Below are 22,169 nucleotides of genomic sequence, written 5' to 3'. Positions count from 1 at the left end.
GCGCCCGTTCGTCAGGACTTGCGATTTTTCTCATACAGGCGATCGGCGTTGGACCAATTGATCGCAGCCATGACGGCCTTCACATAGTCGGCCGCTTTGGCTCCGAAGTCCATTTGGTAGGCGTGCTCGAACATGTCGAGAACCAGGATCGGATCGCCTCCGGCGATGCTCTGGGTGTGATCACTCGCCCATGAATTGACGAGCCTCTGCCCGCGCTTGTCATAGGCGAGGATGACCCAGCCGGATCCGCCGCCGAGCGCCTTGCCCATGCCGGTGAATTCCGAGCGCCAGCGATCGAAGGAGCCGAAGTCGCGCTCGATCGCCTCGGCGAGCGCCGCTCCCGGCTTGCTGGCTTCGCCGAGGCCGGCGAAATAGATTTCGTGCAGGATCATGGAATTGGTCGCGATCAGCTCTTCGCGCTTCAGCCCGTTGATCTGAAACCCCGGCGCCTTGTCGAAATCGAGCCCCGCGAGCTGCTCGGCGATGGCGTTCAGTCGCTTGACCGCGCCGCCGTAATTGTTCTCGTAATGAGAGACGAGAATCTTCTCCGAGAATCCCTTCACGCTTTTCGGATCGAAGGGCAGCGGCTTCATGGGGTGAACGAAGGGCTTTCGCGTGGACGCGGCGGCGTCTTCCGCTCTCGTGGGATTCGTCGCGAGCGCCGCGCTCGCCGTCACGGCGGCGCTAAGGAAAATTCTGCGGTCGAGTTGATGGGTCATCGTCTGCCTCCTCGAGAATGTTCGGTCAGTGTTCGCCACGCCTCGTTCAGGGCGGCGCGCCTTCATCCGCATCGCGGTCGAAGCCATTGGATGGAAAGCTGCTCGAGCGGCGCTTGTCGAAGTGAAGCGTCATGAGCAGAAAGCCGCAGATCGTCGCGAGGAACCCAACCAACAGCGCCCAGAATGGCGTGACGCCGAACGCCAGCGGCTTCGCCACGCCGAGATAGGCGCCATAGGCCCAACATGCCGCGCTGATCGAGGAAGCGACCAGCATCGGGCCGCGTTCGCCTCGTCGGAGCTTTGGAAGCGCCAACAGGCGCATGGCTCGAGTCGCGCCGAACCAAACGAAGACGAGCGTCGCTTTGGCCCAGAGCTTCGGATTGGCGAGATAGTCTTCGTCGGAAAGCCAAATCCCGAGGCCGATGACCGCAAAGCCGGACGCCCAGAGCTGCCAGTCGGCGGATCGAATGATCCGCGCCCAACGCGCCTCGTAACCGCCGAGGAACAGAGACCGATAGGCGTGGACGACATAGACGCCGCCGGCCGCGAAGGCGAAAGCATGCCAGAGCGTGGCAAAGGACATCAAGACCTTCGGCGCGAGCGAGTCATCGACGACCGCCCGCATCGCTGCGCTTTCAGGCGCGGCCAGCGTCCGAGCCGCCGCCGGAGCCGCGCCGAAGATAAACAACAATACCCCGGCCGCCGTGCACAGCGCGAGGGTGCGCGGCGCGCCGAACCCGAAACGAAACAAAGCGAGCGCCGCGCCGATCGTCAACAGCAACGCCAGAGGATCGACGCTCGCGAGCAAGGGAATTTCGAAGGAGAAGCCGAGCCCCCGCACGGGCGCCGTCTCGTGGAACAGAACATGGATGGAGAACCAGATCGCCAAATTGAGGATGACGCCGACGACCGACGCGGTGATGGCCGTGAGCGCCCCGGCGAGCGCGCGATTGTCACGCAGTTTTTCGACATAGGGCGCGCCCAGAAAAATCCAGAGAAAGCACGGGACGAAGGTCACCCATGTCGTCAACAGGCCTCCGAGAGCGCCGGCGAGGATCGGCGAGAGGACGCCCGGCTGCCGATACGCCGCGAGGAATCCGACGAATTGCAGAACGATGACGAGAGGGCCGGGCGTCGTTTCGGCCAGTCCGAGCCCGTCGAGCATTTCGTGTGAGCGCAGCCAATGAAATTCATCGACGGCTTGCTGAGCGACATAGGCGAGAACCGCATAGGCTCCGCCGAAAGTCACCATCGCCATTTTGCTGAAGAACACGGCGATCTGACTGAAGACGTTCGCCGGCCCGAGCGTCAGCGCGAGGATCGTCACAGGCGCGAGCCAGAGGAACAAGCAGACAGCCACGCATTGCAACGTCTTTCGAGCGGAAGCAGTCGTATGGAGAGGGAGAAGGTCGCCGAGCAGGCTGTCGTCGCCTTTCGCGCCGCTCGCGTGAGCGCGGCCGGAGAATTGCGGCCATCCCCTCCTTCCGCTGAAATAGCCGACGAGGCCTGCGCCGAGAATGATGAGCGGGAACGCCACATCGAATAAGAAAATCGATATGAAAGCCGCCGCGGCGATCCCTTGCAGCGCCTGGGTCGCGAGCGCGCGCTTCCCGATACGGATCACCGCCTCGACGACGATGGCGAGAACGGCGGCCTTGAGACCAAAAAACGCCGCCGCCACGATGCCGATCTTGCCGAACAGCACATAGACGACGCTCAGCCCCATGATCGCGGCCGCGCCAGGGAGCAAGAAAAGGCCGCCGGCCATGACGCCGCCGAGCGTTCCGTGCATCAGCCAACCGACATAGGTCGCGAGCTGCTGCGCTTCTGGACCGGGGAGCAGCATGCAGTAGTTGAGCGCGTGCAAAAATCGGCTCTCGGAGAGCCAGCGTTTCTCCTCCACGAGAACCTTGTGCATGAGAGCGATCTGCCCCGCAGGACCGCCGAAACTCATGACGGCGATCCGCGCCCATACGTCGAACGCCTCGCGCAAAGAGACGCCATGAGCGCGTGCACGACTTCCCGCCAGCGCGCTCATGGAGTCTTTCCCGACTTGGTCGGAGGCCAGTTGTGAGGTTCGTCGGCAGCGTCGCGGCGCCAACGATAAAAGGCGTCATAGAGCGTCATTCCAGCTTCGAGCAGCTCGAGATCATCCGCATACATTCGGGACAAACCGAGCGACGCCGCGAGCAGGCCGGCCGCTTCCGGCGCGAGATCGGTGCGGGCCGTGTCGGCTCCGCGCACGATGACGGCAAGCCGTCGCAAGGGCTCTATCGTCAGTCCCCATTCATCGAGCATGGTGTCGAACGTGCAGCGTTCGCCCCGGTGGCTCCAGAAGGCGTCGTCGATGTCGAACGCCACGCCGCCGAAGCGTTCGGCGACCGAGGAGACTTCGGCGGGCGCGACTAAGAGAAACACCGCTTTCGGATCGATGAAGCGGCGGATCAGCCACGGGCAGGCGATGCGATCGACCTTCGGCCGCGTCCGTGTGACCCAGATCGTTCGACCCAGATGGTCGCGCGGAGGAAGCTTCGCTTCCGGGATGAGCGGGCCGCCGGCCTCGACCCATGCGACGTGGCCGCCGCTCAGAACGTCCGCCGACGAAGCGCCCGCTTGCCGCAGCCATGCCGCAACGCCTTCTCCGGATGCGCCGCCGGTCTGGTCGACGACGATGGCTGCGCGACCGGCGAATTCGGACGCCCACTCGGAAACAGAGGCCTGATCGCGGCGCAGGGCGCCCGCGACGAAACGCGGGTCGGCCTCGAATTCTTCCGTCGTCCGCACATCGACGAGCGCCGGACAATGGCGGACGCCGACGAGACGCGCGAGCTTGTCGGGAGAGATGGAGTTGATCGACGACATGATGCGCCCTTGGTGGAGAACCGGACGCGATTCTTGGGCATGTCGCCTCGTGGGGAGATCGCTTCCCCATGGAAGGACTTTACACCAAAATGGCCGAAGTCTGTCAATGCCGTCCGAGCCGACTCCGCCCGCGTGGCGCCCGCGGAACTCCGCCAGAGGTTTGTAGAAAGCTAGGAATTCCGATCTTGTCCGCCGCAGCTTGCGCATCTGGTCGTATCGTCCGCTTCCCATTTGCCGAGGATGGCCGCTTCCGGATCTTGTTGCGCAAAAATCGGTGGCGCGTAGGCCGAACTCGCGATGACGAGCGCTACGAGAGTCGCCGATCGGCGGGAGATTCGGAACATTTGCATGATTGGATCCTCGTCGCTGAGCCCGCGGAGGAAACCGCTGGACGACGAAGCGTCGCCGAGCGGCTGCGGGCGTGAGCGACAATGGATGGAGGACGTTCTCAAAACAGTAGCGCGATACGCCATCTGGGTTCCGAGGCGCGCCATTCATTGGCGGCTAGGATTATGCGGCACGGCGCCGTCGCGCCGAGCCTCGATGTAGAGGCTGCGGCCACCGTCATGATCGGGATGATCGACGGCATGAAAGCGCTCTCCCTGCGCGATACCGAGTTCGACCGACGAGCGGCCGAGGATCTCATTCAGCGAATATTCTCGTGCGCGGAGCGAGAGGAAGAGCCGACGACATCCGGGAAATCACCTAAAATAGCCCCGCGGCCCCAGTTCGCCGCTGGTCGTTATGAGGAGCTTGACGTGCAATTCGGATAACCGAGGTGAACGAAAATTGTGTTCACTTTCATCGCTGAGATGATCGTCACGTCCGGAACTCAGCGCCGCATCTGTTCTATCACCGCTTCGAGCTCGGCGATTCGCCGATCCCGCTTCGCCAGCATATCGTCGACCTCGTCGGCGTCGATCTTGCGCGGAATGTGCTGAGGGCAGTTGGCGTCCCAGGCCGACACCTTGAACAAAAGCACGCGCTCGGGCGCCGCGGCGTAGTCATCGGGCGTCACTGATCGGAGCAAGGCGTCATCTCCTTCCACCATGGAGGCCTCGCCCCAGATCTTGATCCGGCGCCGGTTCGCATAGTCCATCAGAAAAATGAACGCCTTGCAGTTGTCGAGCAGATTGCCTTGGGAGATGAACTGACGGTTGCCTCTGAAATCGGCCATCGCCAATGTGTGCTCGTCGATCGGCATGAGGAAGCCGCGCGGCCCGCCGCGATGCTGGATATAGGGTTGTCCCTCGGCGTTCACGGTCGCGAGGTAGAAGCTGTTCTGCTGGGCGATGAACGCCGCCAGTTGGGGGGTGATGCGGTCCTGCCAGCCGCGCGACTCCATTTTGGCGTAGGCGTCGCGCGAGCCATTGCGGCGCTGGAGCTGCTTCACCGTCTCGGTGAAGGCGATGTCGCTGTTCGGGCGCTGATTGTCCATGATCGATCCCCTTGGCAGAGTCGAGGGAGCGGGCGCCCGGCCGCGAATGCGGCCGGGCGCGGAACAGAGATCAGAATGTGACGAGGCTGTAGCCCTGGTCGAGGTAGCTCGACAGATCGAGCACGCCCGGCGTTCCGGGAATCGCCTTTTCGTAATCGAGCTTCAGTCCGGTCTTGCGGGCGTCCTCTGTGGCGCCGAAGACATCCGCGCAGCCGCCGCAGACGCCCGCGACGACATCCTTCACCGCTTCATAGAGAGCATGCGCCGCGTGGTCGGCCTTGACGAGCTGAGTCGGCCAGCGCGTGCCGGCGCCCTGGAAGACGACGGCGACGTCCTGCTTTTTCTCCTTGAGCTCGTAAGCGAGGAACAGGCCGTTGAAGAGGCGGCCGAGCGCTTCCTCGGAGCCGGACTTCGGATCGGAATAGATGATGATGGCGGTCTTGCTCATGGGTTTCACCTTGCGTTTGCCGATAATTTCCGAATGTTTTGGAAGCGAGCCTGGAGGCTTGCTGTCCGATGCGCGCCCGCTGGACCGCGAGCCTGAAGGCTCGCTGTCGTCCGCTGGCGATCGTCGTGACGTCGAATCGAGTCCCCTCGATCCGGTCCGCTCGCCGTCACAGCTCGAGATCGCTCAAGCCCGGATGATCATCCGGCCGTCTGCCGAGCGGCCAATGAAACTTCCGATCGGCGGCGGAGATCGGAACATCGTTGATGCTGGCGATGCGCAGGCGCATGAGTCCCTGCTCATCGAACTCCCAATTTTCATTGCCGTAGGAGCGAAACCAGCTCCCGCTGTCGTCGCGCCATTCATAGGCGAAGCGGACGGCGATCCGATTCTCGTGGAACGCCCACAGCTCCTTGATGAGCCGATACTCGAGTTCTCGTGACCATTTGCGTTGGAGAAAGGCCTCGATCGAATCGCGGCCGACAATGAATTCGGCGCGATTGCGCCAGCGGCTGTCGATCGAATAGGCCTGCGCGACGCGCTCCGGATCGCGGCTGTTCCAGGCGTCCTCGGCGAGGCGAACTTTTTGGGCGGCGGTTTCGGCGGTGAAAGGCGGTAGCGGCGGTCTCGACATGATTTCCTCCTCCGATTGGAGCGTGCGTCCGAAAAGAGCGTGGACGCATGCTCGGCTCACGCCACGCGACGCAGCTCCAAAGCAGGAAAATTGATCGTCGTGTCGGCGATCTCATTGACGTAATTCGTCAGCGTGTTGAGGCCCACATGCAGGATGATCTCGATGATCTCGGCGTCGCCGAAGCCCGCCGCGCGCACAGCCGACAGATCGGCGTCCGAGACATGGCCGCGCTTGCGAACGATCTCGAGCGCGAAGCGCAGAGCGGCGTCGGCCCTTCGATCCGACGAGCGGCCGTCGCGATTGGCGGCGATCTCCGCATCATCGAGCTTCAGCAGGTTCTTGCCGATATAGGCGTGCGCCGAGAGGCAATAGCCGCAGCCGTTGAATTCGGCCACCGCGACGGCGATGCGCTCGCGCGTGCGCGCGTCGAGCGCACCCTTGGCCAGCCCTTCGGTCAAGCCGAGCAGGCCTTCGAGGCCGGCGGCGCTATTGGCGACCAGTCGATAGAAATTCGGAACGAGTCCGAGCTTCGCCTTCACCGCTTCCAGCAGCGAACGGGCCGCGGCGGGCGCCGCTTCTATGGTTTCGGGCGTCGAGAGACGAGACATGATGCGCTCCTTCGATTTCGTGCTCGCAGGCGTTTTGCCTGTCGCCCCGAAGATGATAGATGACGAGCGAGACGATAATCGCCTTTCTCGGCACGACATCGTTGCGGCAGGTGCAGCAATCCAATGGATCGCTTCGACACGATCACGGCCTTCATCGCGGTCGTCGACCACAAGGGCTTCGCGCCGGCGGCGCGAAGCCTCGGTGTCTCGGCGTCCCTGGTGACACGACTCGTCGCCGCGCTCGAGGATCGGCTCGGCGTGCGGCTTCTGCAACGAACGACGCGCTCCGTCGGCCTGACGGATGCAGGCGCGCGCTTTCTCGAGCGCGCCCGGCGGATCGTCACCGACCTCGAGGAGGCCGAGCGCGTCGCGGAGAATGAGCACAGCGCGCCACGGGGACGGCTGAGCCTGTCCGCGCCGCTGATGTTCGGACGCATGCACATCGGGCCGTTGATCGGCCGCTATATGAACGCGCATCCGCAGCTCACGGTCGAGTTGTCGCTCTCCGATCGCTTCGTCGATCTCGTGGAGGAAGGATTCGATCTCGCTCTGCGCATCGGCCATTTGTCCGACTCCGCGCTGGTCGCGCGCAGGATGGGCGCGACGCGGCGGGTCGTCGTCGGCTCTCCGGCCTATCTCGAGACGAGAGGCGCGCCGGCGACGCCAGCCGATCTCGAGCGCCATCGGCTGATTTCCTGCACGTCCCTGACGCCGGCCGGCCGCTGGCGCTTCTGGTCGGACGGCGAACGCTTCGACGTCGATGCGGCGCCCGCCTATGTGACGAACAGCGCCGAGGCGGCGATCTGGCATGCCGAGAACAATGGCGGACTGACCATCGCCGCCGGCTATCAGATCATCGAGCTGGTCCGCGCCGGCAGGCTCGCGGTCGTGCTCGCCGATTATGAGCCGGCGCCGCTGCCGATCCATTTCGTCTATCCGAGCGCGCGGCTTCTGTCGGCCAAAGTGCGATCGCTGATCGACCTCGCGGCGCGCGACTGCGATTGGACCTTTGTGGATTTCTGACGCTCGCCCGATGAGGCGGCGGGGCGACAGCCTCCATCCGTCAGCGCCGCGCGAAATGCGCGTCGAGCAAACCTCGCTGGCGCAGACGGATGAAGGATCGCGCATCGTCCACATCCTCGAGCATGTCGAGCAGCGCGACCGATGATCCGGTCAGATTGGCGAGGCTGTCGGCGAGCGCGTGCTCGGTCGACCATCTCACATCGCCGAATGGCGCCACGAAGCGCGGGCGACGGCGCATGCCAACCGCCCAGTAGCCGCCGTCGGTCGCGGGCCCGAAAACGGCGGCGTGATCGCCGAGAGCGCGAAAGCCGTGCGCCACCATCTCCCTCGTTATGCCTGGAATGTCGCTGCCGATGATCAGCACGGGACCGGGCGGCGGCAGGCGCGCGACGCGCGCCATGCGCTGGCCGAGGTTTCCCTGGCCTTGCGGGAGAATGCCTAACCCGGCCGGCCACGGCCCCGAGCGATCCGGCGTGACCGCGAGCCATGTGGTCCAACGCGGATCGGCGCCGAGGCGGCGGAGCATCAAGGACAGCGCCGTCCGCTGAAATCGCAGCGCCTCGATGGCTCCGATCTCGGCCGCGAGCCGGCGCTTGCCGGCGCCGTAGCGGGGCCAGCGTGTGAAAACGACGAGATGGCGCGGAATCGACATGGTCAACCGTAAACGCGGCGAATGACCTGCGGCGGAACGCCGAGGAAGTAGAGCGTCAGGCAAGCGAGATTGCGCAGGCTGCGCCGCGTCCACCCGTCGCGGCGCCATCGCGCCGCCGAGGTGCGCGCCGATATGGGCAGGACGGTCAGCCGCTTGCCGCCGATCCTGCGCACCATGTCCACGTCCTCCATCAGAGTCAGCAGCCGAAACCCTCCGAGACGATCATAGAACGCGCGGCTGATCAGCAGCCCTTGGTCGCCATAGGGCAGGCCCATCCACCGCACGCGCCATGCGACCAAGCGCTCCAATCGCCTCGCCTGGGCCGACTCGTCGTCGAGCGCGAAGCGGAACACGGCCGCCCGCCAGCGGTTGGTGGGATCGCCGCAGAAGGATACGACGGACTCCCGCCACCCGGCCTCCAGAACCGTGTCGGCGTGCAGAAACAACAGCCAGTCTCCGCGCGCTGTCTCGGCTCCGGCTTGCAGTTGCATACCGCGTCCCATAGGCGCCGCCTCCAGCCTCGCGCCGGACTCGCGGGCGATCGCGACGGTGGCGTCGTCAGAGCCGCCGTCGACGACGATGATATCGTCCTGCGGGCCGAGCGCGGCGAGCGTTCGCGGCAGGGTCGCGGCGGCGTCGAGGGTCGGAATGACAATGGATAAGTTCATCTGCTTGCCGCCCTTCCTCTACGGCCGGAGTTTCGCTGCGAGGGCGAAAAAGGTTACCGCTGTCGGAAGCATTGTTTCGACGAAAAAATCTGAAACTTTTTGGCCGCCGGGACCGAAATAGGCGGTAGACGCGGAGAGGAGCGAGCTGATGCAATATGATGCTTCCGAGATGGCGGCCGGCTCGGCCGATCCCTCTCGGGCGCCTTCGGGCCCGGCGAAATTCCGCGATCCCTTCGTCACCGCCCGCGGCGAGAGGCGCGCGCACGCGCCATTCGTGCGCCTCGAGACGCTGTGGTTCAACACGGGCACGTTGTGCAATCTTGGTTGCCGTGATTGCTACATCGAATCCTCTCCCAAGAACGACAGTCTGGCCTATTTTACGCGCGAGGACGCTCGGGCCTTTCTGGAGGAGGCGGCGAAAATTGCCGAAGGGCCGCTCGAGATCGGCTTCACCGGGGGCGAGCCCTTCATGAATCCCGATCTTCTCGGAATGGTGGAGGACAGTCTCGCCGCCGGCCATCGCGTTCTCGTGCTGACCAATGCGATGCGGCCGATGCGGCGCGTCGCGCCTGTGCTGCGCGAGCTGAACATGCGCTTTGCGGGTCGGCTGGCGTGCCGCGTGTCGCTGGACCATTATCGGGCCGCGGATCACGAGAAAATTCGCGGGCCGAACAGCTGGGCGCCCGCCATCGAAGGACTGCTCTGGCTCGCCGCCAATCATTTCGACCTCGCCGTCGCGGCGCGGATGGCGTCGGGCGATGGCGAAGCCGAGACGCGCGCCGGGTTTCGTGATCTGTTCGCTGCGCTCGGCGTCGCCATCGACGCCGATGATCCGGCGCGGCTCGTGCTGTTCCCCGAGCTGGCGGAAGATGACGATGCGCCCGAGATCAGCGAAGGGTGCTGGGCCGCGCTCGGAAAGTCGCCGGTTGAGATGATGTGCGCGCGCTCGCGCATGGTGTTGAAGCGCAAGGACGCTACGACGCCGATCGTCGTCTCCTGCACGCTATTGCCCTATGCGCAGGCGTTCGAAATGGGCTCGACCCTCACGGAGGCGATGCGCCGCGTGAACCTCAATCACGTCCATTGCGCGCGATTCTGCGTGCTCGGCGGCGCGACATGCAGCGCGACGGGAGCGGCGCGATGAGCGATGAGATTCAGGCCGATATTTGCGTCATTGGCGCGGGCTCCGCCGGTCTTTCGGTCGCGGCGGGCGCGGCGCAGCTCGGAGCGCGCACCGTCTTGATCGAGGCGCAGAAGATGGGCGGCGATTGCCTCAACACCGGCTGCGTGCCGTCGAAATCGCTGCTGGCCGCGGCGAAGGCGGCCAAAGCCGTGGCGCGAGCGCCCCGATTCGGCGTGCGAGCCGGCGAGCCGAACGTCGATTTCGAAGCGGTGAACGCCCATGTCCACCGCGTCATCGATGCGATCGCGCCGCATGATTCCATCGAGCGCTTCACGGGCCTCGGATGCATTGTGATCGAAGGGCGCGCGCGCTTCCTCGATCCGCGTACCATCGAGGCCGCCGGCAAGATCATTCGCGCGCGACGCTTCGTGATCGCCACCGGCAGCCGCGCCGCCGTGCCGACGATTCCCGGCCTCGACAGCGCGCCCTATTTCACCAATGAGACGATCTTCGACAACATTGTTCTGCCGCGGCGTCTCCTGGTGATCGGCGCGGGGCCGATCGGTTGCGAATTGGCTCAGGCGCATCGCCGGCTCGGGGCGCAAGTGAGCGTCTTCGACCTCGGGCCTCTGCTTCCGAAGGACGATCCGGACGCCGCCGCTGTGGTTCGCGACGCTCTCGTCGAGGATGGAATCGATCTTCACGAGAGCGTCGACATTCTTCGCGTCGAGACACGCGCCGAAGGCGTCGCCATCGTGCTGCGAAACGGCGCCGGCGAAAGCGCGATCGAAGGCTCGCATCTGCTCGTCGCCGCCGGCCGCAAGCCCAATGTCGAAAATCTCGGGCTAGAGGCCGCGGGTGTGCGTTATTCGAACAAAGGCGTCGAGACCGACGCCCGGCTGCGCACGAGCAATAAGCGAATCTTCGCCGCCGGCGATGTGGCGGGCGGGCTCCAATTCACCCATCTCGCCGGCTATCAGGCCGGAATCGTCATTCGCAACGCGCTGTTTCGGCTGCCGGCGAAAAGCCGACCGAAGGCCTTTCCATGGGTGACCTATACCGATCCAGAGCTCGCGCAAGTCGGACTTACCAAAGCGCAGGCGCGGGAGAGAGGCGGCGATATTCGCATTCTGCGCGCCGACTTCGCGGACAATGACCGCGCTCGAGCCGAGAGCGACACGCGTGGATTCCTGGAGGCCGTGGTGACGAAGGGCGGGCATGTGCTCGGCGCGACCATCGTCGGCCACAATGCCGGCGAGCTGATAACGCCCTGGACCTTGGCGATTTCACAAGGGCTGAAGATCGGCGCGCTGGCTAATGTCATCGTCCCTTATCCGACGCTGAGCGAGATCTCCAAACGCGCCGCCGGCGGCTATTTCACCCCTGCTCTGTTCTCGGCGCGAATGCGCGCGCTCGTCCGCTTTCTCGGAGCTTTCGGATGAGCCCGAAGCGGCTGGTCCCTCTGCTCGCGCTCGCGGCGCTGATCGTGGCGGCTTTTTATTTGCGCGTGGACCAATATCTCACGCTCGACGCCTTGCGCGACAATCGCGCCGCGCTGTTGGAGTTCGTCCAGTCGCACAGCGTCGTCGCCGCTTGCGCCTATGTGCTCGCCTATGTCGGAGTCGTCGCACTCTCGCTGCCGGGAGCGGCGGTCATGACGCTCGCGGGCGGCTTTCTGTTCGGCGTGCCGCTCGGGGCGACATTGACCATCATCGGCGCGACGGTCGGCGCGACGCTGCTGTACCTCATCGCCCGCTCCGCCGCTGGCGACGTCCTGCGCGAGCGCGCCGGACCTTTTCTCGCGCGCATGTCCAATGGCTTTCGCAAGGACGCTTTCAACTATCTGCTGTTCCTTCGGCTCGTTCCCGTGCTTCCGTTCTGGGCCGTCAATCTGGCGCCCGCGCTGCTGGGAATGCGCCTAGAGCCCTTCGTCGCGGCCACCGCGATCGGCGTCGTGCCCGGCACGCTGGTCTTTGCGGCGTTTGGAGCAAGTCTCGGCCAGATATTCGACGCCGGCGCAGAAGTGCGGTTGGAAGACGTCTTCAGTCCCACTTTGATCGCAGCCTTGCTCGGACTCGGCGCTCTGTCACTGCTGCCCGTGATTCTGCGGCGACTGCGGGAAGGACAGCAATGACGATCATAGCGCGCCGCTTTCAACCTGCTCTTCCCCGAATGGAACTCATCATGCCCACCGTCGAAGCCAAGCCGATTTCCCGATATCCCTGGTTCATTCGTCTCTTCTTCTGGAAGCAGAAGCTGACCTATGGACGGGTTCTCGATCCGGGCTTGCTGTGGGGGCGCTCGCCTCTGGTGTTCGCGTCCGTGGCGCTGCTGTACGGCGCCTTGAACCGGCGCGCCTCGCCTTTGTCGCCGGCGTTGCGCTCATTGGTGACAGTGCGCGTCTCTCAGATCAACCACTGCGCCTTTTGCGTCGACATCAACTCCGCGACGCTGGCCAAGCGCGGCGTCGCGATGGAGAAGATCGACGCACTCGCCGACTGGCGCAATAGCCCGCTGTTCGCTCCCGACGAGCGGCTCGCGCTGGAATATGCCGAGGCGATGACATTGACCGAGCCGGGCGTGAGCGACGAGCTGCGCGCCAGATTGAAGGAGCATTGGAGCGACGATGCGATCGTCGAATTGACCGGCCTCGTCGCCTTTCAAAATCTCTCCTCGAAATTCAATGCGGCGCTCGACATTCCCTCACAAGGCTTTTGCAAGCTGCCGGCGGGAAAAGCCGATCCGAAAGGGTGAAATTCATGAACATTGAAGCCGTCAAGGACTATTACGGAAAGACGCTGCGCAGCTCCGACGATCTCAAGACCATGGCCTGCTGCACGCCCGACAGCATGCCCGCGCGGGTGAAGGCGCTGCTGTCGAATATCCACGATGAGGTTCTAACGAAATATTACGGATGCGGACTGGTCGCTCCCGAGGAGCTGAAAGGCCGGCGGGTTCTCGATCTCGGCTGCGGCTCCGGGCGCGATGTCTATCTCATGTCGCAGCTCGTCGGTCCGTCGGGCGAGGTCGTCGGCGTCGACATGACGCCGGAGCAGCTCGAAACCGCGACGGCGCATATCGAGTGGCACAGGGAAAGATTCGGCTATGCGCGCAATAATGTGCGCTTTCTGCATGGCTATATCGAGCGGCTCGACGCGCTCGGCCTCGAGCGGGCGAGCTTCGACGTCATCGTCTCCAATTGCGTCGTCAATCTTTCGATCGACAAGCCGGCGGTTCTGAAAGGCGCGTTCGATCTCTTGAAGCCGGGCGGGGAGTTTCACTTCGCCGATGTCTACGCCGACAGACGCCTCGATCCGGCCTTGCGCAACGATCCCGTCGTGTATGGAGAGTGTCTGGGAGGCGCTCTCTATTGGGGCGACTTTCTCGCGCTCGCCAAAGCCGCCGGCTTCGGCGATCCACGCCTCGCAGCCAGCCGGCCGCTGGAGATCATCGATTCCGAAATCGAGGAAAAGATCGGCGCTGCGCGCTTCTATTCGGCGACCTATCGTCTGTTCAAGATCGAAGGCCTCGAGCCTGCATGCGAGGATTACGGCCAGGCGGTGATCTACAGAGGCGGCGTTCCGGAAGCGCCGCACCGCTTCACGCTCGACAGCCATCATGTGATCGAGAAGGGCCGGCTCTTCCCCGTCTGCGGCAATAGCTGGCGCATGCTGAAGGAGAGCCGCTTCGCTCCCTATTTCGATTTCCTCGGCGACTTCTCGACGCATTTCGGCATTTTTCCCGGCTGCGGCACGAACATCCCCTTCACGGGCTCCGCCGATCGGAGCCGGGGCGCAGACGCGTGCTGCTGAAACAGCGGCGCCCGGCCGCTCATTGCGACCGGGCGCCTTTCGCCTTTGCGAAATCAGGCGGCTTCCTTCCACACGCGAGACGCGAAGACGTCGTCGACCGGCGTGTGGAAGAGATGATTGGCATAATTCGAATAGGTCTTCACGCCGATCGCGAGAATGACGCCGAGAATATTCTTCTCGCTGTAACCGGCGGCGAGAAACTCCCGCACGGCGCCTTCGCTCGGCCGACCGCGCATCTCGACCATGACATGCGTGAATGTCGCGAGCGCCTGCAGCCTGGAATCGGGGATCGCGCGACCATCGCGAATGGCGTCCGTCACTTCGGTCGGAACCTTCGACATTTTATCCGCGACGAAGCTGTGCGCCGCCATGCAATAGTGACAGAAGTTCGCGCGGCTGATGACAAGGAATATCAGCTCCTGCTCGATCGACGTGAAGCCGGCGTCGCGTCGAAAGGCGGCGTAGGTCGTGGAATAGGCCTCGAGCAGAGCCGGCTCATTCGCCATGGCGCCATACATATTGGGAACAAAGCCGAGTTGCCGCTTGGCGGCATCCAGCAAGTCGCGCGCCTTGCCGGTCGCGGTTTCGATGGTCAGGAGGCCGAGCTCCTTGATCTTATAAATCGTCGTCATTGTGATCTCTCCTTTGTTATCGTCCCGCCAATCGTCTCAGATCGGCATCCGTGAAGGCCTGACCGCCGACACCCCATGCGCCGGGCTGCACGTCTTCGACGATCACCCATGTCGCCTGTCGAAGCCCTTCGCCTTCGACGGAGAGCACGGCCTCCGTCACTTTGCTGATGAGCTCTCGCTTTTCATCCGGTGTGAGATATCCGCCGATTCCTTTGATTTGCACGAGCGGCATGTCGTTGCTCCTCTGTCGTCGATTGACGCGACAATCTGCGCAGCTATGCTGCGTTCGAACAAGTACGCACTAATGTTTCACATAGTATCAAATGCGATACCGCGAGGCAGAACGATGCGAAAGCAGAGACACGAGACCTACACATGCTGCCCCTTCGAGGCGGCGTTGGACGTGATGGGAAGCAAATGGAAGGCGACGATTCTCTTCCGATTGCTCGATGGAACATGGCGCTTCAACGAGCTTCGCCGTTCGATGCCAAACGTCACCCAACGCATGTTGACCATTCAGCTCCGGGAGCTCGAGGCGGATGGCATGATCCGGCGCAAAATATTCCCGGAGGTTCCTCCGCGAGTCGAATATTCCTTGAGTGAATTGGGGCAGACGCTCGAACCTTTGCTGCGCGAGCTGTATCGCTGGGGCGAAGAGCATCTCCAGGGCGGACAGCTCGCGCCGGCGGGCGCCGTGGACGACAGCGCGAAGACTCTGCACGCTGCTGCGACAGAGAGCGTGGAGTGATTCGTCAATCGGGCTCCAAACGCGACGAACGCGATTCATCATCTAGCCTCGATCTGGATGGCGTGATGAGCTTTGCCCGATCGCCTGCTCATCGGGACTTCGTGCGCAACTATCTCAATTGCGCTTCGCGCGCGATCCGCAACGCTGCAAAAGCAGAACCTCTCGCGACAATCTCCCGGTGACGAGGAGCGAGTCACGCGTATCGGATGACGACCGAGCCCATCATTCGCTCGCAACGCCGAAACAAAGCTCCATTCGAACGTCCCCCTCCGGGTCGTCGACATTCGCATCAGACAGCAGGTCGGAGACATTATCGATGACATTCACACTTCATACCCAGTCGACCGCACCCGACGGCTCACGCAAATGGCTCGCTGCGATCGAGCAACGATTCGGCTTCGTTCCCAACCTGTTCGCGGTTCAAGCGGAATCGCCCGCTATGCTGGAGGGCTTTCAAGCTCTCTACAAGGCTTTCGAGTCGACCGCGTTTTCCGCTACCGAGCGCGAGACGATCCTTCTCGCGACGAGCTTCGAGAACGGTTGCGCGTTCTGCGTCGCCGCCCATACGGCCGCCGCATTCAAGCAGAAGGTCTCTCCCGAAGTCATCGCGAGCCTGCGGGAGGGCCGATCGATCGGCGACGCCAAGCTGGAGGCGCTTCATCGGTTCACGCGCGCCTTGGTGACGAAGCGTGGAGCCGTGACCGAAGAGGAGACCGCGAGCTTTCTTCGAGCCGGTTACGACAATCGTGCGCTGCTCGAGGTGATCATGGGCGTCGCGCTGATGGTGATGAGCAACTACACCAACCGCTTGGCGAAGACGCCATTGAACGAGAGCTTCGAGCCTTTCGCATGGACGGATAGCCGAACGGACCCGAAATAGGCCGCCATGAGTTTCGACGAACGAGACGCGCCGGTTAGCGGCGGCGCGCCTCCCGCATCATCGATCGATGTAAAACCTCATCAGCGCCAGCGCGTCGCCGGATGTCCAGTCGACCTCGCCGACGATATAGCCGGCGACGCGTCCGAGCCGATCCACGACATAGGAGATCGGCATGCCATGAAGAACGAAGGGCGAGGAGGAAGTTTGTCCGGCACGGACAGCGATAAGTCCGTCGGGGTCGAGAAAGGGCAGCAGGCGAAGGACGCCGATGTTCCTCGAGAATGCAGCGACCGAATCGTTTCCGCCTTTGTCGATCGATATCGCGACAATCTCGAGGTCGCGCGGATCGATGAGGCGCCCGAGACGTTCGAGCGTCGGCAATTCGCGGCGGCAGGGCGGACACCATGTCGCCCAGAAGCACAGCAAGACGACCTTCCCGCGAAGCGCCTTCAGCTCGATCGTCTTGCCGTCGATGCGTCGAAGGTCGAGCGCGGGCGCCTCGGCGAGCGGTCTCAGCTCGATGAACTGCGAGGTCGGGGTTCGCAGCTGCGGCCAAGTCCGATCGTTGTTCGATTGCGCCCCGACCGACGAAGAAATCGCCGCGCCGACGAGGCCGATGGTCACCGCACGGCGCGACGGTTGATCCGGCGCCGCAGTCATCGGCGAGAGAGCAGATGGTCGAGCGAGATGGCGCCCGGACCGCGCGCGATGATGACGATGAGCAGCGCGGCCCAATAGGCATGCGCCGTCCACCACGCGTCGGGATAGACGAAGATCTGAATGATCAAAGTCATGGCCAAAAGGCCGAGCGCCGAAAGGCGCGTCAGGAGACCGAGCAAAAGGAGCACGGGCAGCACGACTTCGAGCGCGGTCGCCATATAAGCCGCGACACTCGGTGAAATGAACGGCAGCTTGTACTCTTCGGCGAAGAGAGCGAATGTCGCATCTCTGACTGCCATCGGAATCTGAACGGTCACGTCGGCGCCGAAAACGTCTCCGCCGATGGTCGGTCCTTCGATCTTTGTCTGGCCGGACGCGAAAAACGGATGTGCGGCGACCACTCGGAGAAACAGGGCGATCGGCGCGTAGGGGATCGCGTCGAGCGAAGCGGTGATCTTGTTCGAGAGTTTCATGCGGCGCCGCGCTCCTTCGGTGACGAAAATTCCTTCGGGATTTGCAGACGGATCAGCGCCTCGCCGAGCAAGAGAATGCGGAGCGATTCGGAGAGGTCGAAGCTCGGAGCGGCGCGCTTCGCCTCCTCGGCCGCGTCGTGAAGCGCGGCTCCCTCCATGAGGGTTCTCACGAATGTCGATCCGCCGACGGCAAGCGCATGTGTCTCGACAGTCGACCGGCGTCTGGTGACGAGCGCGTCCTGCGCATGATCCGCGATCGGCGTGATCGAGTCTTCGTCCGACATATTCGCGCGCCAAATCGACACGATCGGATAGCGCGAGCAGACGAGCTGCGTCGAGGGATGAAAGACGACGGTCGCGCCGTCGAGCAGGTCGACAGGCGCGGACCGCAGCTCTTCGAGCGACAGGGGAGTGGCGTCCGCAGCGTGATAGGCGCGGCCAACCGCATATTCGAGGCGGGCGACGTCCGGCAGATAGGGCAGCTCGCGCGCAGGCTCGAAGGTGGCGAGGAAATCTCCGAAGCTCTCGCCATATTCGAACAGCATGGGCGAGGCGGGCAGGGCTATTCGAACATAGCATTGCGCGGTCGCCCGGAAGAACGCGTCGCCGACGAGGCGCAGGCAGACCGGAAAGCGCTGCGCCAGCGCGTCGACCAATCCACCGATCACATTGTTGCGATAAACGGCGAAGCGCCCCGCGGGCAAGGCGCCATGCGACGCCACGAGACCCCGGGGCGGCGGAAGATCAGGATTGAGGAGAGCGCGAACGAATTCGCCTTGGGTTCGCTCATGCATCGAGGTCAAGCGCGCGCCTCCTGCCGTGTCGTTTCTCCGCTCCATTGCCATCTCTCCTCGAGGAGATGCTCGGCGCGCGCCGCCTCGTCGAGGAGGACCGGCCACGCGGGAAGGGCATTGTCCCATTCGATCAATGTGGCGACAGGTCCCCGGCGGTCCAGGATGCGTCTGTAGAGCGCCCAGACCGGCGAAGGGACTGGAGCGCAATGCGCGTCGATCAACAAGCGCTCACCATCCTCGTCGGCGTCTTCTGCATGTCCGGCGAGGTGAATTTCCTCGACGAGGCCGATCGGAAACGCATCGATGTAATCTTCCGCCGAGAAGCCATGATTGACCGCGCTGACATGAACATTGGCGGCGTCGAGCAGCAGACCGCAGCCGGATCGGTGCGCGACCTCGCTCAGGAACTGGACTTCGGACAGGTCTGACGTCTCGAACCGCAGATAGGTCGCGGGATTCTCGAGCAGAATCCGGCGGCCGAGCGCATCCTGAACGTCCATCACATTGCGGGTGACCCTCGCCAGGCCGATGTCGTCATAAGCCATGGGCAGGAGATCGTTCAGATAGGCGGCGCCATGTGTGGACCAGGCGAGATGCTCGGAGAACATGGCCGGCTCGTATCGGGCGACCAGAGTTCTCACCCGATCGAGATGCTCTCGATCGAGCGGCTGCGCGCCGCCGATCGAAAGACCGACGCCGTGAATGGACAAAGGGTAGTCCCGCCGAATTCGCGTGAGCTGCGCATGCGGCGGCCCGCCCGCGCCCATGAAATTCTCGGCATGAATTTCAAAGAAGCCGACGCTGGGCGCCGACTCCTGGATGTCATCAAAGTGATCGCTCTTGAAGCCGACGCCCGCTCGGATGGGCAGCCGGAGCTCGCTATTCGGGGCGTAGGCGCTCATCGGCTTCCTTCGCATGGGCGGAGTTAGTCGACGATCGGCTCGAGGCTGCCGCGTCCCTTCGGAGTCACGATCCCCGTGCATGTCCCCGTCGGAACATATTTCCATGCGTTGCCTTGATAATTGACTTTCGACGATCCTGCGCAGGTCGTGCCCGGCCCCGCCGCGCAATCATTCTTTCCCTGCAAAGCGACTCCGTAGCATTTTTCCTGATCGCCGGCTGCTTGTGCGGCTTCTACGGCGGCGAGGGCCATGGCGAAGGCGCCGGCGACAGTCAGGACGCTGGAAATCTTCCTATCCGACATATTCGTCTCCTATCATGCGCGGCGGTCGTCGCGAGATTGCCCGAACGTCCCCGCCTGTCGATCATTTCGTAGCCGGGCTGTGGAACGTTACGGTGGACCCGAAAATATCCGCGAGCGAGCGCAGGCCCTCGGCGGCGCAGCCCGTCGCCGTCCTGGAGCAGCTTTTTTTAAAATCGGATCGAATTCCGATCGCTCGACGATTCCGTTCGAGTGAAAAGCGCACTAATCTGGACCACACCTCAAAGGAGCGCCGAATGAGCGGCGCGTCTCTCGTGACAGATCGAACCACTCCCCACGCGGACGATGAGCAGTCAGCACGACCCATTCGCGGCGAAGGACGACGAGCGCCGATGGCGTGCGCTCATGACTTCGGCCCAGGACGGTGACGGCGTCGCATATGCCGAGCTGCTGTCGGACCTATTGCCCGTTCTGCATCGCTTCGTCCGGCGAAAATCGCGGAATGCGCAGGACGCGGACGACGTCGTTCAGGAGATTTTGGTTTCCCTCCATACGGTGAGGCAAACTTATGATCCGCGGCGTCCCTTCACGCCTTGGCTCATGACGATCGCCGCGCGCCGTGTGGCGGACGCCGCGAGACGGCGATACGCTCGCGGCGCGAATGAGATCGCCGTCGATGTCCTGCCTGAAACCTTTCAGGGGGATGAAACGAAATTCGAGCAAGAGGCGAGCGACGTCGCCGAGGATCTCCGAAAAGCTCTGGCGGTCCTCCCGCAAAGCCAACGAGAGGCGATCGAGTTGATCAAGATCCGCGGGCTTTCGCTCGAAGAGGCGGCCGAAGCGACGGGAAAGAGCATCGGCTCGCTGAAAGTCCGAGTGCATCGAGCAATCAAGGCAATGCGGCAGGCGCTGGAGCAGAAAAGCTGACCCCGATGAAAAGTGAAGATCTCATCCGAAGTCTGATGGACGATTGCGCCCCGACGCCGCCGCTCGCCCATCCAGGATGGCGCGCGCTCGTCTGGTTCGGCGCGGCTCTCTGCTATCTCGGATTGGTCGTCCATTTCGTGGGGCGACGGCCGGAGCTTTTCACAACGATCGCAGACCCCCGGTATCTCGCGGAAGTCGCTGCGATGTTTCTGACGAGCGCAATGGCGGCGGCCGGCGCCTTTTGCGCCGGATGCCCGGGACGGGCCATCTGGGAGCGTTTCGCGCCCCTTCCATTTCTGCTGATATGGATCGGCGCGCTCGCCATCGGATGCTGGCGCGATCGACACATTCAGGGTTTCCCGCCCTTTGCGAATATTTCGACCATTCAGACAATTGCGGCGATGAGCATCCCTTCGGCTCTCGCCATCCTGTCGATGGCGCGACGAGGCGCTCCGATCGCGCCAATGACGACAGTTGGGCTGGCGACACTCGCAGCCACGTCGATGTCCTCGGCGGTCCACCGTGTGTTCATCGAGCAGAGCATGGCCGGCTCCGCAGGGTTTTGGCCCTTTTGCGCAGTTCTTTTGATGAGCGGCTTCGCCTCGCTGTTCGGACGTCGGCTTCTTCGCTGGACGACGCGCGACGAGTTCGTCGCCACTGTCCAGCGGCCGAGCTGACGGCGGAGCGCATCGATCGGTCTCCTGGTCGGCCCGGGGCGAGCACAGCCACGGACCAAACCATCACGGGAAGCTTTTGTGTGAATCTCCGTAACCTTCATCGCGGCTCCAACGAAATTGATCGACGAAGCGTGCGCAGTCTCCGGCGTCCGCCAGTCGAAACGAGGTCGGCGTCGATGCGAGAGCCTCGAATCGCATGGGTCGATAATGCAAAAGGCATTTGCGTTATCCTGGTCGTCATGATGCACTCCGCGCTCGGCGTCGGAGAGACCATGGGCGGCGAGGGGCTGCTGCATTGGATCGTTGCGTTCGCCAAGCCGTTTCGCATACCCGGTTTCTTCCTCATCGCCGGCCTCTTCCTCTCGCGAACCATCGATCGGGACTGGCGCACCTATCTCGATCGAAAGCTCATACATTTCGCTTACTTTTATGTCTTGTGGCTCGTCATCCAATGGCTCTTCAAGAGCGGGCTATGGGCGGGAGGCGATCCGCTGGCCGCACTCCGGCAGTTGGCGCTCGCCATGGTCGAGCCTTTCGGAACTTTGTGGTTCATTTATCTGCTGCCGATCTTTTTCGTCGCGACTAAGCTGCTGCGCAAGGTTCCGTTGGCACTGATGTTGCTGGCGGCCGCGTCGATCGAGACTAGCCGCATCGAAAGCGGTTGGACCGTTCCGGATGAGTTCGCAGCCCGCTACGTCTATTTCCTCGCCGGCTATCTGCTCGCGCCGCAGGTCTTCGCTCTCGCTGAATCGGCGAGGAAGAACCCGCGCGAGGCGGTTCTGGGGCTCGCGGCCTGGGCCGCCGCTGATGCGACGCTGGCGTTCTCCCCTTCCCCATTCGCGGGCTATTCGACAGTCGCATCACTGCCCGTCGCGAGCCTCGTGGCGGGCTTCGCTGGCGCAGCGGCCGTCATCATTTTCGCCACGCTGGTTTCCGACCGCCCGCGGTGGGCCTGGCTTCGATATTGTGGCGGCGCCTCGCTGGTAATCTATCTCGGCTTTTTCCTTCCGATGGCCGCCGCGCGCAAGGTCATTGTCGACTATGAGCTTATAAACAGCGTGGGCCTCGCCTCACTCTTCGTTACGGTGGTCGGCGTCGTTGGTCCTCTGCTGCTGTATCGCATGACGAAGCGCGGAGTGTTTCGCTTCCTCTTCGAAAGGCCGTCATCGTTTCGGCTCGATGCGCCAAATGCTAGCGAGGATGAGCTATCCAGTCGTCAGAGCGCCCTTTGA

The 22,169-nt window shown here is 63.3% G+C and carries 27 protein-coding genes and 1 pseudogene; 12 read left to right on the top strand and 16 right to left on the bottom strand.

Annotation, left to right across the window (positions count from 1 at the left end; all coding sequences use genetic code 11):
- Positions 1-11: 11 nt before the first annotated feature.
- From IY145_RS04005 to IY145_RS03995, 3 genes and pseudogenes are all read right to left on the bottom strand, one after another.
- The gene (locus IY145_RS04005; protein WP_196407019.1) at positions 12-719 is read right to left on the bottom strand and encodes a superoxide dismutase; all 708 of its coding nucleotides are present in this window, start codon (positions 717-719) and stop codon (positions 12-14) included.
- Positions 720-1,392: 673 nt separating this feature from the next.
- A pseudogene (gene chrA / locus IY145_RS04000) lies at positions 1,393-2,757 on the bottom strand (chromate efflux transporter); the annotation flags it as partial.
- Positions 2,754-3,581 carry a sulfurtransferase/chromate resistance protein gene (locus tag IY145_RS03995; RefSeq protein ID WP_196407017.1) on the bottom strand — a complete coding sequence of 276 codons (828 nt, stop codon included), beginning with the start codon at positions 3,579-3,581 and terminating at the stop codon, positions 2,754-2,756. The gene IY145_RS03995 and the pseudogene chrA, both read right to left, overlap by 4 nt.
- 512 nt (positions 3,582-4,093) lie before the next feature.
- Between IY145_RS03995 and IY145_RS03990 the strand changes: the two genes are divergently transcribed.
- On the top strand, positions 4,094-4,354 hold the full coding sequence (locus tag IY145_RS03990) for a hypothetical protein (RefSeq protein ID WP_196407016.1): 261 nt from the start codon (positions 4,094-4,096) through the stop codon (positions 4,352-4,354).
- Between the two features lie 59 nt (positions 4,355-4,413).
- Here the strand turns inward: IY145_RS03990 and IY145_RS03985 are convergent, their stop codons facing one another.
- From IY145_RS03985 to IY145_RS03970, 4 genes are all read right to left on the bottom strand, one after another.
- On the bottom strand, positions 4,414-5,019 hold the full coding sequence (locus IY145_RS03985; RefSeq protein WP_196407015.1) for a pyridoxamine 5'-phosphate oxidase family protein: 606 nt from the start codon (positions 5,017-5,019) through the stop codon (positions 4,414-4,416).
- Between the two features lie 70 nt (positions 5,020-5,089).
- Positions 5,090-5,467: a DsrE family protein gene (locus tag IY145_RS03980; RefSeq protein ID WP_196407014.1), complete on the bottom strand. Its 378-nt coding sequence runs from the start codon at positions 5,465-5,467 to the stop codon at positions 5,090-5,092.
- A 166-nt stretch (positions 5,468-5,633) separates the two neighbouring features.
- Positions 5,634-6,098 carry a nuclear transport factor 2 family protein gene (locus IY145_RS03975; RefSeq protein ID WP_196407013.1) on the bottom strand — a complete coding sequence of 155 codons (465 nt, stop codon included), beginning with the start codon at positions 6,096-6,098 and terminating at the stop codon, positions 5,634-5,636.
- Between the two features lie 56 nt (positions 6,099-6,154).
- On the bottom strand, positions 6,155-6,706 hold the full coding sequence (locus tag IY145_RS03970) for a carboxymuconolactone decarboxylase family protein (protein WP_196407012.1): 552 nt from the start codon (positions 6,704-6,706) through the stop codon (positions 6,155-6,157).
- A gap of 123 nt (positions 6,707-6,829) precedes the next feature.
- Here IY145_RS03970 and IY145_RS03965 point away from each other — a divergent pair, with 123 nt between their 5' ends.
- Positions 6,830-7,729: a LysR family transcriptional regulator gene (locus IY145_RS03965; RefSeq protein WP_196407011.1), complete on the top strand. Its 900-nt coding sequence runs from the start codon at positions 6,830-6,832 to the stop codon at positions 7,727-7,729.
- Between the two features lie 40 nt (positions 7,730-7,769).
- On the opposite strand, the gene IY145_RS03960 is transcribed toward IY145_RS03965, so the two are convergent.
- Positions 7,770-8,381 (bottom strand): DUF2064 domain-containing protein, encoded by a 612-nt coding sequence (locus IY145_RS03960; protein WP_196410397.1) that lies wholly within the window; start codon positions 8,379-8,381, stop codon positions 7,770-7,772.
- Positions 8,382-8,383: 2 nt separating this feature from the next.
- On the bottom strand, positions 8,384-9,049 hold the full coding sequence (locus tag IY145_RS03955; protein WP_196407010.1) for a TIGR04283 family arsenosugar biosynthesis glycosyltransferase: 666 nt from the start codon (positions 9,047-9,049) through the stop codon (positions 8,384-8,386).
- Positions 9,050-9,197: 148 nt separating this feature from the next.
- Here IY145_RS03955 and IY145_RS03950 point away from each other — a divergent pair, with 148 nt between their 5' ends.
- Genes IY145_RS03950 through IY145_RS03930 form a run of 5 tightly spaced genes read left to right on the top strand, consistent with a single transcriptional unit; the run spans position 9,198 to position 13,984 of the window.
- Positions 9,198-10,193, top strand: a complete 996-nt coding sequence (locus IY145_RS03950; protein WP_246721764.1) for a radical SAM protein — start codon at positions 9,198-9,200, stop codon at positions 10,191-10,193.
- Positions 10,190-11,614 (top strand): NAD(P)/FAD-dependent oxidoreductase, encoded by a 1,425-nt coding sequence (locus IY145_RS03945; protein WP_196407009.1) that lies wholly within the window; start codon positions 10,190-10,192, stop codon positions 11,612-11,614. Before IY145_RS03950 ends, IY145_RS03945 begins: the two co-directional genes overlap by 4 nt.
- Complete coding sequence (locus tag IY145_RS03940; protein WP_196407008.1) at positions 11,611-12,306, top strand: TVP38/TMEM64 family protein; 696 nt, start codon at positions 11,611-11,613, stop codon at positions 12,304-12,306. Before IY145_RS03945 ends, IY145_RS03940 begins: the two co-directional genes overlap by 4 nt.
- A gap of 50 nt (positions 12,307-12,356) precedes the next feature.
- Positions 12,357-12,926 carry a carboxymuconolactone decarboxylase family protein gene (locus IY145_RS03935; protein ID WP_196407007.1) on the top strand — a complete coding sequence of 190 codons (570 nt, stop codon included), beginning with the start codon at positions 12,357-12,359 and terminating at the stop codon, positions 12,924-12,926.
- A 5-nt stretch (positions 12,927-12,931) separates the two neighbouring features.
- Positions 12,932-13,984 carry a methyltransferase domain-containing protein gene (locus IY145_RS03930; protein WP_196407006.1) on the top strand — a complete coding sequence of 351 codons (1,053 nt, stop codon included), beginning with the start codon at positions 12,932-12,934 and terminating at the stop codon, positions 13,982-13,984.
- 53 nt (positions 13,985-14,037) lie between these two features.
- Here IY145_RS03930 and IY145_RS03925 read toward each other — a convergent pair whose 3' ends face one another.
- Both IY145_RS03925 and IY145_RS03920 read right to left on the bottom strand, forming a co-directional pair.
- Positions 14,038-14,616 carry a carboxymuconolactone decarboxylase family protein gene (locus IY145_RS03925; protein ID WP_196407005.1) on the bottom strand — a complete coding sequence of 193 codons (579 nt, stop codon included), beginning with the start codon at positions 14,614-14,616 and terminating at the stop codon, positions 14,038-14,040.
- 16 nt (positions 14,617-14,632) lie between these two features.
- The gene (locus tag IY145_RS03920) at positions 14,633-14,848 is read right to left on the bottom strand and encodes a 4-oxalocrotonate tautomerase family protein (protein WP_196407004.1); all 216 of its coding nucleotides are present in this window, start codon (positions 14,846-14,848) and stop codon (positions 14,633-14,635) included.
- Between the two features lie 114 nt (positions 14,849-14,962).
- On the opposite strand from IY145_RS03920, the gene IY145_RS03915 reads away from it, so the two are divergent.
- Positions 14,963-15,364 (top strand): helix-turn-helix domain-containing protein, encoded by a 402-nt coding sequence (locus IY145_RS03915; protein ID WP_196407003.1) that lies wholly within the window; start codon positions 14,963-14,965, stop codon positions 15,362-15,364.
- A 316-nt stretch (positions 15,365-15,680) separates the two neighbouring features.
- Entirely contained in the window at positions 15,681-16,244 is a 564-nt protein-coding gene (locus IY145_RS03910; protein ID WP_196407002.1) for a carboxymuconolactone decarboxylase family protein, read from the top strand.
- A gap of 57 nt (positions 16,245-16,301) precedes the next feature.
- On the opposite strand, the gene IY145_RS03905 is transcribed toward IY145_RS03910, so the two are convergent.
- Genes IY145_RS03905 through IY145_RS03885 form a run of 5 tightly spaced genes read right to left on the bottom strand, consistent with a single transcriptional unit; the run spans position 16,302 to position 19,375 of the window.
- Positions 16,302-16,904: a TlpA disulfide reductase family protein gene (locus IY145_RS03905; RefSeq protein ID WP_196407001.1), complete on the bottom strand. Its 603-nt coding sequence runs from the start codon at positions 16,902-16,904 to the stop codon at positions 16,302-16,304.
- Complete coding sequence (locus IY145_RS03900) at positions 16,901-17,377, bottom strand: DoxX family protein (RefSeq protein WP_196407000.1); 477 nt, start codon at positions 17,375-17,377, stop codon at positions 16,901-16,903. Before IY145_RS03900 ends, IY145_RS03905 begins: the two co-directional genes overlap by 4 nt.
- A complete protein-coding gene (locus IY145_RS03895; RefSeq protein WP_246722190.1) occupies positions 17,374-18,171 on the bottom strand; it encodes a DUF2063 domain-containing protein in 798 nt (265 codons plus the stop codon). Before IY145_RS03895 ends, IY145_RS03900 begins: the two co-directional genes overlap by 4 nt.
- 5 nt (positions 18,172-18,176) lie before the next feature.
- A complete protein-coding gene (locus tag IY145_RS03890) occupies positions 18,177-19,073 on the bottom strand; it encodes a DUF692 domain-containing protein (protein ID WP_210332616.1) in 897 nt (298 codons plus the stop codon).
- Positions 19,074-19,096: 23 nt separating this feature from the next.
- Positions 19,097-19,375 carry a DUF2282 domain-containing protein gene (locus tag IY145_RS03885; RefSeq protein WP_196406997.1) on the bottom strand — a complete coding sequence of 93 codons (279 nt, stop codon included), beginning with the start codon at positions 19,373-19,375 and terminating at the stop codon, positions 19,097-19,099.
- Positions 19,376-19,678: 303 nt separating this feature from the next.
- Between IY145_RS03885 and IY145_RS03880 the strand changes: the two genes are divergently transcribed.
- The 3 genes from IY145_RS03880 (at position 19,679) to IY145_RS03870 (ending at position 22,169) form a co-directional block, all read left to right on the top strand.
- Entirely contained in the window at positions 19,679-20,260 is a 582-nt protein-coding gene (locus IY145_RS03880; RefSeq protein WP_312030553.1) for an RNA polymerase sigma factor, read from the top strand.
- A gap of 35 nt (positions 20,261-20,295) precedes the next feature.
- A complete protein-coding gene (locus IY145_RS03875) occupies positions 20,296-20,937 on the top strand; it encodes an NrsF family protein (protein ID WP_246721762.1) in 642 nt (213 codons plus the stop codon).
- Positions 20,938-21,113: 176 nt separating this feature from the next.
- On the top strand, positions 21,114-22,169 hold the full coding sequence (locus IY145_RS03870; protein ID WP_196406994.1) for an acyltransferase family protein: 1,056 nt from the start codon (positions 21,114-21,116) through the stop codon (positions 22,167-22,169).

This window comes from Methylosinus sp. H3A, from assembly GCF_015709455.1.
In the GTDB taxonomy this organism is placed as follows: Bacteria; Pseudomonadota; Alphaproteobacteria; order Rhizobiales; family Beijerinckiaceae; genus Methylosinus.
This window is presented reverse-complemented; position numbering and strand designations above follow the sequence as displayed.

Excerpts from the sequence above, each read along its gene's own strand:
- IY145_RS03880 (WP_312030553.1), top strand. The coding sequence starts at position 19,679 with ATGAGCAGTCAGCACGACCCATTCGCGGCGAAGGACGACGAGCGCCGA.
- IY145_RS03875 (WP_246721762.1), top strand. The coding sequence starts at position 20,296 with ATGGACGATTGCGCCCCGACGCCGCCGCTCGCCCATCCAGGATGGCGC.
- IY145_RS03950 (WP_246721764.1), top strand. The coding sequence starts at position 9,198 with ATGCAATATGATGCTTCCGAGATGGCGGCCGGCTCGGCCGATCCCTCT.
- IY145_RS03895 (WP_246722190.1), bottom strand. The coding sequence starts at position 18,171 with ATGCATGAGCGAACCCAAGGCGAATTCGTTCGCGCTCTCCTCAATCCT.
- IY145_RS03935 (WP_196407007.1), top strand. The coding sequence starts at position 12,357 with ATGCCCACCGTCGAAGCCAAGCCGATTTCCCGATATCCCTGGTTCATT.
- IY145_RS03945 (WP_196407009.1), top strand. The coding sequence starts at position 10,190 with ATGAGCGATGAGATTCAGGCCGATATTTGCGTCATTGGCGCGGGCTCC.
- IY145_RS03995 (WP_196407017.1), bottom strand. The coding sequence starts at position 3,581 with ATGTCGTCGATCAACTCCATCTCTCCCGACAAGCTCGCGCGTCTCGTC.
- IY145_RS03965 (WP_196407011.1), top strand. The coding sequence starts at position 6,830 with ATGGATCGCTTCGACACGATCACGGCCTTCATCGCGGTCGTCGACCAC.
- IY145_RS03990 (WP_196407016.1), top strand. The coding sequence starts at position 4,094 with ATGCGGCACGGCGCCGTCGCGCCGAGCCTCGATGTAGAGGCTGCGGCC.
- IY145_RS03905 (WP_196407001.1), bottom strand. The coding sequence starts at position 16,904 with ATGACTGCGGCGCCGGATCAACCGTCGCGCCGTGCGGTGACCATCGGC.
- IY145_RS03900 (WP_196407000.1), bottom strand. The coding sequence starts at position 17,377 with ATGAAACTCTCGAACAAGATCACCGCTTCGCTCGACGCGATCCCCTAC.
- IY145_RS03955 (WP_196407010.1), bottom strand. The coding sequence starts at position 9,049 with ATGAACTTATCCATTGTCATTCCGACCCTCGACGCCGCCGCGACCCTG.
- IY145_RS04005 (WP_196407019.1), bottom strand. The coding sequence starts at position 719 with ATGACCCATCAACTCGACCGCAGAATTTTCCTTAGCGCCGCCGTGACG.
- IY145_RS03915 (WP_196407003.1), top strand. The coding sequence starts at position 14,963 with ATGCGAAAGCAGAGACACGAGACCTACACATGCTGCCCCTTCGAGGCG.
- IY145_RS03930 (WP_196407006.1), top strand. The coding sequence starts at position 12,932 with ATGAACATTGAAGCCGTCAAGGACTATTACGGAAAGACGCTGCGCAGC.
- IY145_RS03985 (WP_196407015.1), bottom strand. The coding sequence starts at position 5,019 with ATGGACAATCAGCGCCCGAACAGCGACATCGCCTTCACCGAGACGGTG.
- IY145_RS03925 (WP_196407005.1), bottom strand. The coding sequence starts at position 14,616 with ATGACGACGATTTATAAGATCAAGGAGCTCGGCCTCCTGACCATCGAA.
- IY145_RS03970 (WP_196407012.1), bottom strand. The coding sequence starts at position 6,706 with ATGTCTCGTCTCTCGACGCCCGAAACCATAGAAGCGGCGCCCGCCGCG.
- IY145_RS03910 (WP_196407002.1), top strand. The coding sequence starts at position 15,681 with ATGACATTCACACTTCATACCCAGTCGACCGCACCCGACGGCTCACGC.
- IY145_RS03975 (WP_196407013.1), bottom strand. The coding sequence starts at position 6,098 with ATGTCGAGACCGCCGCTACCGCCTTTCACCGCCGAAACCGCCGCCCAA.
- IY145_RS03980 (WP_196407014.1), bottom strand. The coding sequence starts at position 5,467 with ATGAGCAAGACCGCCATCATCATCTATTCCGATCCGAAGTCCGGCTCC.
- IY145_RS03885 (WP_196406997.1), bottom strand. The coding sequence starts at position 19,375 with ATGTCGGATAGGAAGATTTCCAGCGTCCTGACTGTCGCCGGCGCCTTC.
- IY145_RS03960 (WP_196410397.1), bottom strand. The coding sequence starts at position 8,381 with ATGTCGATTCCGCGCCATCTCGTCGTTTTCACACGCTGGCCCCGCTAC.
- IY145_RS03870 (WP_196406994.1), top strand. The coding sequence starts at position 21,114 with ATGCGAGAGCCTCGAATCGCATGGGTCGATAATGCAAAAGGCATTTGC.
- IY145_RS03920 (WP_196407004.1), bottom strand. The coding sequence starts at position 14,848 with ATGCCGCTCGTGCAAATCAAAGGAATCGGCGGATATCTCACACCGGAT.
- IY145_RS03890 (WP_210332616.1), bottom strand. The coding sequence starts at position 19,073 with ATGAGCGCCTACGCCCCGAATAGCGAGCTCCGGCTGCCCATCCGAGCG.
- IY145_RS03940 (WP_196407008.1), top strand. The coding sequence starts at position 11,611 with ATGAGCCCGAAGCGGCTGGTCCCTCTGCTCGCGCTCGCGGCGCTGATC.